Here is a 12,501-nt window from a genome sequence, read left to right on the forward strand (position 1 = left end):
CCTATGCCCCGCCCGCCCCTGTCCCTACTGACGCTCGGCCTTGCCTGCCTGTGCGCCGCCACGTCCGCGTTTGCGCGACTCCCCGCGCACCGCCTCGACAATGGCGTGATCGAGGCGCGCGTCGCCGACGTGGCTGGCGGCCGCCTGCTGTCGTTCGCACTCAAGGGCAAACCCAATTTCCTGCTCGTCGACGAAACGGCCGGCGATCCCGCGCTCGCGCCGGACGCGATGTCCAACCACGTCCGCTACCAGGGCCATGAGGTCTGGATCGGGCCGCAACACGAATGGTGGGTCCACCAGGAGGTCAATCCGGCGCGCGCCGCGGCGAAGGCGAGCTGGCCGCCCGATCCCTGGTTGAGCCTGGCGAAATACTCGGTGGTGGAAAAAACACCGGGCGAGATCGTGCTCGACAGCCCAGCCAGCCCGGTGTCCGGGATCCAGTTGCGCAAGCGCTATGCCCTGGTGCCCGGCCGGCCCGACAGCCTGCAGCTCGATGCCGAGGCCACCAACCGCAGCGCCAGCCCCGCGGGACGCGACATCTGGTTCAACACCCGCGTGCCGGCGCACACCCGGGCCTACGTGCCGGTGGCGTCGCACGACGACGTCCGGCTCGAGCCGGGCGCGGCGCTGCGCTACACACTCGAACGCGGCATGCTGTCGCTCGATTTGCCGGTGCCGGGTGACGCCGCGCGCAAGGGCAAGCTGTTTGCCCAGCCGTCACGCGGGTGGCTGGCGGCGTTTGGCGACGGCCAGGCCCTGGTGATCCAGTTCGCGCACCAGCCGCGGGCCGCCATCCATCCGGCCCAGGGCCAGGTGGAGCTGTACCAGGACGCCGATGCCGACGCGCCAGGCAAAGGGATGCTGGAGCTGGAAGTGCACGCGCCCTATGTCGAATTGGCGCCCGGCCAGACGATGCGGGCGTCCGAGCGGTGGACCATCCTGCCCTACGACGGGCCCGCCACGCGCGGCGCCCACCTGGCATTCCTGCGGCGGCATGCGGCGCAGCTCGGAATAGCAGGCATCCCGTAGCGGGGGCGCCGCCCACGCACGTGGTCGATCCCAGCCTGCGCGCCGGCCCGGCGCCCCATGCACGGCTGGAATCTCAGCGTTCGATCGGGCAGGTTTCGTCGCGCGCCCAATCAGAAAAGCTCAGGTAGTAAACGCGCACGTTGTGGTAACCGGCATGAAGGGCAGCCGCTGCCGCCAGCGCGGCGCGTCCTCCCCGTCGCAATGCGTGATGATATCGTCGCCGGACTGAAATCCTGCCTCAGCAAGAAGCTGACGCAGCTCGTCGCTGTGCCGAAGCCGGTTTTGAATCAACAGCGCGCCGTGCGGAAGGTGCCGCGCGCCAGGAATGTGGCCCCCACGCTTGTTACGACGCAGGTCCTCGCCACGAAACTCGGCGACGGTACGGGCATCGAGAATGTCGATGCCATCCTCTAATTCGGATTGAAGCGTGACCCTGTCGGTCAGCCCGACACGGCCGCTATCCGGGCTGGCATGGAAAGCGGCGCTGCCGGAGGCAATCCATTCCGCAGGAATGTCAGGCGATGACAGCGCAGGCCAGCCGCCGTTCAGGATGGTCGCGCGGACTCCGAAATACTGCAGGATGAACCAGACGCGCGCGGCTTCGGTCATGCGCCCATCGTCATAGACGACCGCCAGGGCGTGATCGTCGATGCCGAGTTGGCGAATGGCCTGCTCCCAATAGGCGACGTTGTCGAGCCCGGTGGTGTCGGCCTTGGCGGCCGCTTCCCACTCCTCGATCGGTACGCGTATCGCCTTGGTTGCGTGGGCGGCGTCGAACGCCGGGACGTCACGCACGTCGAGCAGGCGTAGAGGGCGCCCCGCGGCGAGCGCATCCGGTTCGATGACGGAGGCAGTGTTCATTATTTTCTCCCAAAAAAGTCTACAGCGTCCTGGACACCATCCCGGCTGCTGCAAGCACCACCACCAGAGTCCATGGTGGCGCCTTCCAGGCGGTGAGCAGCACAAAACCTCCGAGCGCGACCGCAAAGTCGCGTGCATCGAGCACGGCGCTGGTCCAGACCGGGTCATACAGCGCGGCGCCAAGGATGCCGACGACTGCTGCATTGGCGCCGAGCATGGCGTGCTGGGCGAATGGATGCATGCGCAAACGGTCCCAGAATGGCAGCATTCCATATACGAGCAACAGACCAGGAAGAAAGACCGCGATAAGGGCAATGGCTGCGCCGGTCAGCGGATCCGCAGTCTGGTTGGCTGCGGCGCCCAGATAGGCGGCGAAGGCAAAGAGTGGACCGGGGACCGCTTGCGCCATTCCGTACCCGGCAAGAAAGGCTTCATTGGTGACGTGCCCAGGCGTGACCATCTCTGCCTCCAGTAGCGGCAGCACGACGTGGCCGCCGCCAAAGACCAGCGCACCTGACCGGTAGAAGGCATCGAAGAAGGAAAGTTGCTGGTTTCCTGTCAGGGTAACGAGAACAGGCAGTCCGATCAGCAAGGCGGCGAACAAGACGATTGCAGCAATGCCGGCGCGACGTGTGATCGGAAAAGCGGAATGTCCATGCGTCGGAACATGCTGCCCCCGGCAGAGCCACAGCCCTGCAAGGGCTCCCATGGCAATGGCCGCAATTTGCCCGATCGCGCCGCCATGAAAAACCACGATCAGGACGGCGCCCAGTGCGATCGCTGCGCGCTGCCGGTCGGGTGTCAGGCTTCTTGCCATGCCCCAGATCGCTTGAGCCACAACGGCCACTGCAACCAGTTTGAGTCCATGCAAAAAACCTTCGGCCAACGGGCCGGTAAATGCAGCGGCTCCCAGAGCGAACGCAGCCAGGACGATGGCCGACGGCATGGTGAAGCCCAACCACGCCGCCAGTCCTCCCGACAAGCCATTACCGCGCAACACGCCCAAAGAGAAGCCGACCTGACTCGAGGCCGGCCCTGGCATGAACTGGCACAGTGCTACCAGATCGCCATAGCTGGCATCGTTCAACCAGCGCCGCCTTGTTACGAACTCATCCCGAAAATAGCCAAGATGCGCTATCGGGCCACCAAATGAGGTCAGGCCGAGCTTCAGGAATATCCAGAAAATGGAAAGAAAGGAGTCGGTGCCGTGCGAGCAGGTCGTGCCATCATGTGAAAGAGGCGTTTTATCGCGCAAGTGCATGGAACATCCCGAAAAGCCATATTTTCATTATCATCTTGAACAATCGTTCAGCAGGGCGGACTCGGAAGCTGCCCACCCTTTAGTTCGGCAAGAAAAACCGCTCGATCACCCACCAACTCCCGGCCAGCAATCCCCAGGAGGTTGCGCATGCAACAAGCGCCAACACCATGCCGACGAGAATGGCTACACCGTCACGTTGCCCCAATCCTAAGGCAAGCAATAGCACGGCCAGGCCCGGAACGGTATTTCCGAACGGGATGGGTAAGGCGATAAGAACCCCCATGACGCATATGACCAATCCAATTGCACGTGTGGCAAAAGGCGTCACCAAGCTGGACAAACGTGGTCGTATCCAGCGCTCTGACTTTTCCAGATAGGGAACCGTGCGCGCGATGACGCGATGCAGCGTCGCATGCTCGATGCGCAAGCCGGACAGGCCTGGAGGAATGCGAATCGGAAGTATGCCTAAAGTCATTTGCAACCCTACGAGCGTCAGCAGCGAACCGAACAACATTCCCGCGGGTACCCCCGGAGTAGGAACGATGGCAGGCAGCGAAAATAGAAGCAGGACAAGCGCGGCAGAGCTCTCCCCCAGCGTTGCGAGGATCTCGCGCAACTGAGGCCTTTGCGCATGCAGGCGCTCAGGAAGCGTTCGTAATTGGTCGATCAGTTTCATCAATTAACTTTCGGAGACAGTTCCCCCGTCCAGACGCCAGTCAACCGCTCATGAGCATGCACATTCCATCGGACCGGCAGGACCGGCGTGGTCACGACATCATCGTGGTATCCAGCGTTCTTGCATGAGTGTACCTGAGCCGCAGATCGTTCGGCTGTAAGGTGAACTGAAAAAATATTCTTCGCCAGGGATCGCAAGGCGACGTACCCACGCGGATGGCGTCCGGGTCGGCGTCCGGGTCGGCGTCCGCGTTGGCGTCTTCGTCGGCGTGCGGGATCGGATTGCGTCAGCACCCATTGCCCGCGTGTTAAGCTGCCGAGTCAGCCGTCAAATACGTCGTCCCCGCGCAGGCGGGGACCCAAGTTCTGCAAACGTCGTCGAAACGCTTGCAGGATTGGGTCCCCACCTTCGTGGGGACGACGTTTTTACGCTAACTCAAGAAAACTCTCGCTTTAACTTAGCGTCATTAACGCTTGCTCGGGCTTTTTTTCGCTCCAGCACTGGCCGCAGCAACCTTGCCCGATTTGCCAGTCCATTTTCTTCATGTAGGCTACAATCGAAGACCAACCAGGCGAGCGCACGACGCAAGCGATCTATACAACCTGTCAGCGAAAGAGACATGAGCACCTCGAACGAGCACGATAACGGCCTTCCCCTCGACATGACCATCTTCGGCGGCATGGGCGACCTTGCCATGCGCAAGCTGTTGCCCGCCCTGTACATGGCCTTCCTGCACGGCAACCTGCCGCCGTCGACCCGCATCCTGTCAACCGGTCGCCAGGACTACGATCGCGCCGCCTATCTGGCCTTCGTCGAGGAGCATTCGCGCTCCTTCATCAATGCCGCCAATTTCAACGAAAAGAGCTGGGCTGGCTTTCTCGACCTGCTGGTCTACGTGCGCCTGGACGTCTCGAACGCCGAGATCTTCGACACCCTGCGCGAAGCCTCGCGCGACGGCGCCCAGCGCGTGTTCTATCTGGCCACCGCGCCGGCGCTGTTCACCACCATCTGCGACAAGCTGGCCGCCACCGGCCTGGTCGACGCCAACGCGCGCGTGGTGCTCGAAAAACCGCTGGGCCGCGACCTGGCCTCGGCGGTCGAGATCAACGAGGCCGTCGGCAAGCACTTCGCCGAGTCGCAGATCTACCGTATCGACCACTACCTGGGCAAGGAAACGGTGCAGAACCTGATGGTGCTGCGCTTCGGAAATTCGATCCTCGAACCGCTGTGGCGCGCGCCGAACATCGCGAGCGTGCAGATCACGGTGGCCGAGGAAGTGGGCGTGGGCAGCCGCGCCGGCTTCTACGACAGCGCCGGCGCGATGCGCGACATGGTGCAGAACCACCTGATGCAGCTGCTGTGCATCGTCGCGATGGAACCGCCGACCTCGCTGTCGCCGGACGCGGTGCGCGACGAGAAGCTGAAAGTGATCCGCTCGCTGCGCCGCATGACGCTTGCCGACATCGCGCGCGACACCGTGCGCGGCCAGTACACGCGCGGCGTGAGCGGCAACCAGGAGGTCAAGGGCTACCACGAAGAAAACAACGTGCCGCCGCAGAGCCATACCGAGACTTTCGTCGCCCTGCGCGCGCGCATCGATACCTGGCGCTGGTCGAAGGTGCCGTTCTACCTGCGCACCGGCAAGCGGATGGCCCGCCGCTCGTCCAAGATCGTGATCGAATTCACCAATCCGCCGTTCCCGCTGTTCCCGGAAACCCCGGGCGGCGTCGCCAACCGCCTGGTGATCGAGCTGCAGCCCGAGGAGGCGATCAAGCTGCAGATCTTCGCCAAGCAGCCCGGCAGCGGCATGCAGATGCAGCAGGTCGAGCTCAACCTCGACCTGCAGTCGGCTTTCCAGCAGCGCCGCGCCGAAGCCTACGAGCGCCTCCTGATCGACGTGGTGCGCGGCCGCCTGACCCACTTCATGCGCCGCGACGAACTGGAAGCGGCCTGGGAATGGGTCGAACCGATCATCAAGGGCTGGGAAACCCTGAACGAGAAGCCGCATCCGTACGCGGCCGGCTCGTGGGGTCCGGCCGAGTCGTTCGCGCTGCTGGCGCGCGACGGATTCGGCTGGGTCGAGTAATCAACGATCGCCCGGCGGGCTAATCGGCCCGCTGTCGTTCCAGGTTGGCGCGCACCCGCGCCAGCAGCGCCATCAGCTGGGCCTGTTCGTCCCCGGACAGCCCGGCGAGCGCCGCCGCCCCCAATGCGCCGCTCTCGCGCTGCAGTCCGGCAAACACCTCCTGCCCCGCCGCGCTCAGCGTCAGCCGCGTGCTGCGCCGGTCGTGTTCATCCGGGGCCGCCTCCAGCAGCCGCGCCTCGCGCAGCGCACGGATCAGGCGCGCCACCTGCGCCTTGTCCCGTCCCGAATGCGCCACCAGATCGCTCTGCGTGGCGCCGGGGTGGCGCGCAAAATATCCGAGCGCTCTCATCTCCATCTGCGCCAGCTCGTGCGGGCCGCCGCGCAGGTCGCGCAGCTGCCGTGAACGGTAGAGATGCACGATCGCGTGCATCGTCTCCAGGGGATCGTCCGCCCGGCCGTCATCCGCCCGCCCGTCGTTCGCCCGGCCCTCGCGGCCCTGGTTGACTCTATCAACTTCTTTTCGCATAATGGTGGACACTATCAACTAATTCTGGAGTGTAGCATGGCCGACTCCCGCATTCCCGCGCCAATTCCCGCCATCGAGCGCGTTCGCCATGACCTCAAGCTGCGCGAGGTCGAGGTGGCGCGCATCGCGCGGCTCAGCCCTGGCTTTGCCAGCATCACTTTCCGCGGCGCCGCGCTCTCGGATTTCACCTCGCTGTCGTTCGACGACCACGTCAAGTTCATGTTCATTGATGCCGACGGGCAGCAGGTTCGGCGCGACTGTACGCCACGCCGCTTCGACCGCCAAGCCTGCGAGGTCGACCTCGAGTTCGCCCTGCACGGCCATGGCGCCGCCGCCGAGTGGGCGCGCAACGCCGCGATCGGATCGAAGGCCGTCATCGGCGGCCCGCGCGGCTCGATGATCCTGCCGCTGGTCATGGACTGGCACCTGCTGGTCGGCGACGCCAGCGCGCTGCCGGCGGTGACGCGGCGCCTGGAAGAACTGCCGTCCGGCGCCCGCGTCCAGGCCGTGCTGCTGGTCGATGCGGCCGACCGCCGCGCTTTCGCCACCGAGGCCGACGCCGACGTCCACTGGGCGGCGTCGAACGAGGAACTGCTGCAGGTGCTGGGCGATCTGCGATTACCGGGCGGCGCGGGCCTGGCCTGGGGCGGCGGCGAGGCTTGGCTGATGGCCCAGGTGCGCCAGCGGTTGATCGACAAGGGCCTGCCACGCCAGGCGGGCCGGATCTCGGCCTACTGGAAGCTGGGAGTGGCCGATCATCACGAGCATCTGGACTGAGCCGGGACGCGCATCTTCCGCTTCATCGTCGACCACCCTGCCCGTCAATGGCCATGGGTGGCGACTCTGCCAGAGGAACAAGCCCTGGGGCGGACGCCGTTGTGTTGCCGGCGGCCGGATTCCCGTACAATCCCGGCCGATATGAACCCGAGTACCTCCCCCCTTCCAATCCACGACGCGAGCAGGCGCATCGCCTCCATCGACGTCGCCCGCGGCCTGGTCATGCTCCTGATGACGGTGGACCACGTGCGCGAGACATTCTTCCTGCAGCACCAGGTCGGCGACCCGATGGACGTGGGCGCGACCGATCCCGCCCTGTTCTTTTCGCGCCTGGCCGCCCATTTCTGCGCGCCGATGTTCGTGTTCCTCACCGGCCTGTCGGCCTGGCTGTACGCCCACCCGGCGGACGGCCCGCGCAGCGCCACGGGGTTTCTCGCCAGGCGCGGCGCCTTCCTGATCCTGCTCGAAATCGTGGTGATCAACTTCGCCTGGACCGGCAGCTTCACGCCGCACATCGTCTACCTGCAGGTGATCTGGGCCATCGGATTGTCGATGCTGGCGCTGGCCGTGCTGCACCGGCTGCCCCTGGCGCTGCTGGCGGCGATCGGGATCGCGATCGTCGGCGGCCACAATGCGCTGTCCGGGCTGTCGTTCGAACCCGGCTCCTGGGCCGCCTCCGCCTGGACCGTGCTGGAGCAGCGCGGCTACCTGCTCGAAGAGCCGGTGCGGGTGCGCATCAGCTATCCGCTGCTGGCCTGGATCGGCGTGATCCTGCTGGGCTATGCCTGCGGACCCCTGTACGCCCGCAGCCTTGACCCCGCCCTGCGCCGGCGCTGGCTGGTCGCCGGGGCCCTGGCCTGCCTGGCCCTGCTCGTGGTGCTGCGCACCTGGAACATCTATGGCGAGACGCTGCCGTGGGCGCCGCAGGCCGAGCCGCTGCGCAGCGCGATGTCGTGGCTGAACTTCACCAAATACCCGCCCTCGCTCGACTTCCTGCTGCTGACCCTGGGCGTGGGCCTGCTGGCGCTGGCCTGGATCGAGCGCGCCGAAGCGGGTTGGATGCGGGTGGCGGCGGTGTTCGGCGGCGCGCCGCTGTTCTTCTACATCCTGCACCTGTACGTGCTGCTGGCCACGCAAAGGATCGCGGCGACCGTGCTGGGCGTGCCGCGGGCGGATTTCACGCAGGTATGGCAGGTATGGCTGGCCGCGGTGGTGCTGGCGGCGCTGCTGTACTGGCCGACGAAACGCTTCGGCCAGTACAAGCGCAAGAGCGGACAAGCCTGGGTCAAGTATCTGTGAGCGCAATTCGATTCCGCTCGGATATATCTGTTCGTGCGTTGTTTTACCTAGCGCAAACAGGGCCGCGATTCGAAACGTGCGCGGTTGGAGCCGGACGGGAGTTAGCGTAGAGTCTCGTGATCGCCAATTCGACGGGATCGCCATCCATGTACGCAAGCAACTGGAACAACCTCGGGGCCTTCGCACACCTGGGAACCCACGCCCTCAAGCAGATGGACCGCAGCCGCCAGGCGCGCGGCAAGATGCTGGAGCGGGCCGGTTACGGGCCGCAGCAGACCCCGTCCACCGTGATCCTCGAACAGCCCGGCGTCAAGCTGCACCGCTACCAAGACGCTCCCGGCGGCGGCCCGGCGGTGTTGCTGGTGCCGGCGCCGATCAAGCGCGCCTACATCTGGGACCTGGCGCCCGACATCAGCGTGGTGCGGCGCTGGAGCGAGCGCGGCTACCGGGTCTACCTGGCCGAATGGCTGCCAATGCCTGACGGCGACGGCGACGTCGGCCTTGACGACTATGGCGAGCGCATGCTGTCGGCCTGCCAGCGCGCGATCATGGAAGACAGCGGCCAGGAACAGCTCACGATCGTGGGCCACTCGCTCGGCGGCATCCTGGCCGCGATCTACAGCTGCATGCATCCCGAGCGCGTGGCCGCGACCATCCTGCTCGAGTCGCCGCTGCACTTCGAGCAGGCCAGCTGCTGCTTTACGCCACTGGTCAACGCCACCCCGCACGCGCGCGGCATCGCCGACGCCTTCCGCCACGTGCCGGGCGCCTATCTGAACATGATGAGCGCCATCGCCGAACCGCAGGCGTTCCAGTGGGAGCGCATCGCCGACCGCTGGCTGTCGCTGCTCGACCCGAAGGCGCTGGCCACCCATATGCGCGTCGAGCGCTGGACCCATGACGAATTTCCGCTGCCCGGCCGGCTGTTCACCGACATCGTCGAGTCGCTGTACCGCAACGACGAGTTCATGCAGGGCCGGCTTGACATCAATGGCCGCGCGATCGGCCCGCGCGACCTGCGCGCGCCGCTGCTGTGCGTGGTCGACTTCCGCAGCAAGGTGATTCCGCCCGCATCCGTGCTGCCCTTCCACGAAGCCGCCGGCAGCGAACGCAAGCGCGTGCTCGCCTACGACGGCGACGTCGGCGTCAACCTGCAGCACGTCGGCGTCCTGGTCGGCCGCAACGCGCACGCCGCGATCTGGCCGGCCATCTTCGAGTGGCTGGGCGCGCCCGCGCTGGCGCATGCATCGGACGACGGACGCACGCCGGCGTTGCCTGCGGTCGCGGCCAGCGCCGGGGCCGACGCCAAGGCTTCCCCGCCAGCAGACTGAGAACCGGTTACGGCAGCGCTCATGCTGCCGGCACGGCGCGGCGCCCGGCCGCGCCGCGCACGGACTATAGCGTCGCACGTTGCCTCCACACTGTATTTATCTTTATAGCAATTCAATCGCGCGCCATCTGCTCTGCGGTCTGGATAACATCCAGTACCGAAAAACGGGTGAGCGCTGGTGTCTGTACAGGCTCCCCATGTGCAACCAAGCGCGACGCAGCCACCGGCCGCTGCCGTGCCCAACCGATCACGACATGGATGCCATAGAAGCGCAGCGTACTGTTTCAGCCCCTCACGATACCCGACCCCGCCCCACCATCGGCCTGCGCGAAGCGGTTGCCGTCATCGTCGGCGTCGTGATCGGCGCCGGCATCTTCAAGGCCCCATCCCTGGTCGCCAGCATGAGCGGCGGGGCGACGGCCATGTTCACCCTGTGGATCATGGGCGGCGTGGTCTCGCTCATCGGCGCCCTGTGCTACGCCGAGCTGACCACCGCGTATCCGCATACCGGCGGCGACTACCACTACCTGCACCGCGCCTACGGCCGTTCGGTCGCCTTCCTGTTCGGCTGGGCGCGCTTCTCGGTGATCACCACCGGCTCGATCGCACTGCTCGGCTTCGTCTTCGGCGACTACATGCAGCAGGCGATTCCGCTGACCATGCTGCCGGCCGGCTGGGGCAGCACCGTGTACGCCGTCGCCGTGATCACCGGCCTGTCGGCGCTCAACCTGCGCGGCATCCGCACCGGCGCCAACACCCAGACCTTCCTGACGGTCGCGGAAATCCTCGGCCTGCTGCTCATCGTCGGCGCCGCCGCATTGTTCACCGACCCGGCGCCCGCGCCGGCAGCCGCCGCGACCGCTGCCGGAGGCGCATCGGGCCCGGCCGCCGCCGCCCTCGGCATGGCGATGGTCTTCGTCCTGCTCACCTATGGCGGCTGGAACGAGGCCGCCTACATCAGCGCCGAGATGCGCGGCGGTCCGCGCGAGATGGTCAAGGCGCTGACCATGGGCATCGTCGTCATCACCGCGCTCTACCTGATGGTGACCTGGGCTTACTGGAAGGTGCTGGGCATGGACGGCATGGCCGCCTCCGAGGCCGTCGCGGCCGACGTCATGAAGGTCGCCTTCGGCCCGGCCGGCGAGAAAATCATTTCGGTGCTGGTGGCGATCTCGGCGCTCACCTCGATCAACGCCACCATGATCGTCGGCGCCCGCACCAGCTACGCCATCGGCCTCGACTGGAAGAAATTGGGCCGCCTGGCCGAGTGGGATAGCGAGCGCGGCACGCCGACGGTCGCCATGACGGTGCAGTGCGTGGCGGCCCTGGCCCTGGTCGCGACCGGCGCCGCGCTGGGCGGCGGCTTCAAGGCCATGGTCGAATTCACGGCGCCGGTGTTCTGGCTGTTCTTCCTGCTCACCGGCATCTCGCTGTTCGTGCTGCGCCGGCGCGAGCCGCACACGCCGCGGCCGTTCAAGGTGCCGCTGTATCCGCTGCTGCCGCTGCTGTTCTGCGCCAGCTGCGCCTATATGCTGTGGTCGAGCCTGTCGTACGTGTACAGCCAGCAGCTCGGCGGCCTGAACGCGGCCTGGATCGGCGTCGCCGTGCTGGCCGTCGGCGTCGTGCTGCTGCTGCTGCTGCGCTCGAAAAGCGATCGATAATGTCCAAGAGAGTTTTTACCCCCAAGACCCCACCTGACCAAGGAGCTGTGCTGATGAATCCGCAACCTCGCCGTCGTACCCTGCTGCTGTCCACCGCCGCCGCCACCGGCCTGATGATGTTCCCGTTCGGCCGCGCGCTGGCCCAGGCCACCGCGGCCACCGCCGCCACGCCGCGCCTCGACGTGCCTTACGTCCCGACCCCGCAAGAAGTGGTCGACAAGATGCTCGACCTGGCCAAGGTCGGCAAGAACGACACCCTGTTCGACCTGGGCTGCGGCGATGGCCGCATCGTCGTCACCGCCGCCAAGGAACGCGGCGCGCGCGGCACCGGCATCGACATCGACCCGACCCGCATCGCGGAAGCCAAGGAAAACGCCAAGAAGGCCGGCGTCTCCGACCGCGCCCAGTTCCGTGTCGGTGACCTGTTCAAGACCGATTTCTCGAACGCGACCGTCGTGACCCTGTACCTGCTGCCGACCATCAACGCCAAGCTGCGTCCGCAGCTGTGGAAGCAGCTCAAGGTCGGCACCCGCGTGGTGTCGCATGCCTTCGACATGGGGTCGGAATGGCCGGCGGAGAAGACGGCCGAGGTCGATGGCCGGACGATCTATTACTGGACCATTACCGAAGCGAACAAGAAAGAAGTGGCCTGATCCGGCCACGCCCTGTTTGAGGGCCACCATTATCCATCCTGATGGATCATGGTGGCCCATGTGCTTTTCCATCCCGCTCGCCTGTGCATGCACCAGTTCCTGGCCATGCGCGCCTTCCCCCGCGCGACCGACACCGGCTCATTCAGCCGCCTCGCAGCAGCTAGGCCTGCCCGCGCCACGGCCAGCCAGCCGACCGGCGATCTTGAGGTCCGTCTCGGCAACAGACTGACGCCGAAGAATTTGCCTGATCCATTGCACCACCTGTCCAGTGCTGTCGTCGACGTGACACCTGCTTGCCCATCCAGAACCGGCCGATAGAGCCTTGCCCGCTCTCGGCCATCC

The 12,501-nt window shown here is 66.0% G+C and carries 11 protein-coding genes; 7 read left to right on the top strand and 4 right to left on the bottom strand.

Annotation, left to right across the window (positions count from 1 at the left end; translation table 11 throughout):
- Positions 1–3: 3 nt before the first annotated feature.
- Entirely contained in the window at positions 4–1,029 is a 1,026-nt protein-coding gene (locus ABIB38_RS04420; protein WP_429202084.1) for a DUF4380 domain-containing protein, read from the top strand.
- Positions 1,030–1,149: 120 nt separating this feature from the next.
- Here the strand turns inward: ABIB38_RS04420 and ABIB38_RS04425 are convergent, their stop codons facing one another.
- The 3 genes from ABIB38_RS04425 to ABIB38_RS04435 all read right to left on the bottom strand — a co-directional run bounded on the left by ABIB38_RS04425 (position 1,150) and on the right by ABIB38_RS04435 (position 3,827).
- Positions 1,150–1,890 (bottom strand): sulfurtransferase, encoded by a 741-nt coding sequence (locus ABIB38_RS04425; protein WP_429202086.1) that lies wholly within the window; start codon positions 1,888–1,890, stop codon positions 1,150–1,152.
- 19 nt (positions 1,891–1,909) lie between these two features.
- On the bottom strand, positions 1,910–3,151 hold the full coding sequence (gene chrA / locus ABIB38_RS04430; RefSeq protein WP_429202088.1) for a chromate efflux transporter: 1,242 nt from the start codon (positions 3,149–3,151) through the stop codon (positions 1,910–1,912).
- A 79-nt stretch (positions 3,152–3,230) separates the two neighbouring features.
- Positions 3,231–3,827, bottom strand: a complete 597-nt coding sequence (locus ABIB38_RS04435; RefSeq protein WP_429202090.1) for an exopolysaccharide biosynthesis protein — start codon at positions 3,825–3,827, stop codon at positions 3,231–3,233.
- Between the two features lie 619 nt (positions 3,828–4,446).
- Between ABIB38_RS04435 and zwf the strand changes: the two genes are divergently transcribed.
- A complete protein-coding gene (zwf, locus tag ABIB38_RS04440) occupies positions 4,447–5,913 on the top strand; it encodes a glucose-6-phosphate dehydrogenase (RefSeq protein WP_429202092.1) in 1,467 nt (488 codons plus the stop codon).
- A gap of 19 nt (positions 5,914–5,932) precedes the next feature.
- On the opposite strand, the gene ABIB38_RS04445 is transcribed toward zwf, so the two are convergent.
- On the bottom strand, positions 5,933–6,451 hold the full coding sequence (locus ABIB38_RS04445) for a MarR family winged helix-turn-helix transcriptional regulator (RefSeq protein WP_429202093.1): 519 nt from the start codon (positions 6,449–6,451) through the stop codon (positions 5,933–5,935).
- A 24-nt stretch (positions 6,452–6,475) separates the two neighbouring features.
- Here ABIB38_RS04445 and ABIB38_RS04450 point away from each other — a divergent pair, with 24 nt between their 5' ends.
- The 5 genes from ABIB38_RS04450 to ABIB38_RS04470 all read left to right on the top strand — a co-directional run bounded on the left by ABIB38_RS04450 (position 6,476) and on the right by ABIB38_RS04470 (position 12,159).
- On the top strand, positions 6,476–7,216 hold the full coding sequence (locus tag ABIB38_RS04450; RefSeq protein WP_429202095.1) for a siderophore-interacting protein: 741 nt from the start codon (positions 6,476–6,478) through the stop codon (positions 7,214–7,216).
- A 141-nt stretch (positions 7,217–7,357) separates the two neighbouring features.
- A complete protein-coding gene (locus ABIB38_RS04455; protein WP_429202097.1) occupies positions 7,358–8,515 on the top strand; it encodes a DUF1624 domain-containing protein in 1,158 nt (385 codons plus the stop codon).
- Between the two features lie 146 nt (positions 8,516–8,661).
- Positions 8,662–9,846 (top strand): alpha/beta fold hydrolase, encoded by a 1,185-nt coding sequence (locus ABIB38_RS04460; RefSeq protein ID WP_429202099.1) that lies wholly within the window; start codon positions 8,662–8,664, stop codon positions 9,844–9,846.
- Positions 9,847–10,099: 253 nt separating this feature from the next.
- Positions 10,100–11,506: an APC family permease gene (locus tag ABIB38_RS04465; protein ID WP_429202101.1), complete on the top strand. Its 1,407-nt coding sequence runs from the start codon at positions 10,100–10,102 to the stop codon at positions 11,504–11,506.
- Between the two features lie 53 nt (positions 11,507–11,559).
- On the top strand, positions 11,560–12,159 hold the full coding sequence (locus ABIB38_RS04470; RefSeq protein WP_429202103.1) for an SAM-dependent methyltransferase: 600 nt from the start codon (positions 11,560–11,562) through the stop codon (positions 12,157–12,159).
- Positions 12,160–12,501: the final 342 nt, after the last annotated feature.

The sequence above is a fragment of the Massilia sp. UYP11 genome (assembly GCF_050434805.1).
Lineage (GTDB): Bacteria > Pseudomonadota > Gammaproteobacteria > Burkholderiales > Burkholderiaceae_D > Telluria.

Bases quoted from the DNA above. Each gene is read 5' to 3' on its own strand.
- ABIB38_RS04420 (WP_429202084.1), top strand. From the start codon at position 4: ATGCCCCGCCCGCCCCTGTCCCTACTGACGCTCGGCCTTGCCTGCCTG.
- ABIB38_RS04425 (WP_429202086.1), bottom strand. From the start codon at position 1,890: ATGAACACTGCCTCCGTCATCGAACCGGATGCGCTCGCCGCGGGGCGC.
- chrA (WP_429202088.1), bottom strand. From the start codon at position 3,151: ATGCACTTGCGCGATAAAACGCCTCTTTCACATGATGGCACGACCTGC.
- ABIB38_RS04435 (WP_429202090.1), bottom strand. From the start codon at position 3,827: ATGAAACTGATCGACCAATTACGAACGCTTCCTGAGCGCCTGCATGCG.
- zwf (WP_429202092.1), top strand. From the start codon at position 4,447: ATGAGCACCTCGAACGAGCACGATAACGGCCTTCCCCTCGACATGACC.
- ABIB38_RS04450 (WP_429202095.1), top strand. From the start codon at position 6,476: ATGGCCGACTCCCGCATTCCCGCGCCAATTCCCGCCATCGAGCGCGTT.
- ABIB38_RS04455 (WP_429202097.1), top strand. From the start codon at position 7,358: ATGAACCCGAGTACCTCCCCCCTTCCAATCCACGACGCGAGCAGGCGC.
- ABIB38_RS04460 (WP_429202099.1), top strand. From the start codon at position 8,662: ATGTACGCAAGCAACTGGAACAACCTCGGGGCCTTCGCACACCTGGGA.
- ABIB38_RS04465 (WP_429202101.1), top strand. From the start codon at position 10,100: ATGGATGCCATAGAAGCGCAGCGTACTGTTTCAGCCCCTCACGATACC.
- ABIB38_RS04470 (WP_429202103.1), top strand. From the start codon at position 11,560: ATGAATCCGCAACCTCGCCGTCGTACCCTGCTGCTGTCCACCGCCGCC.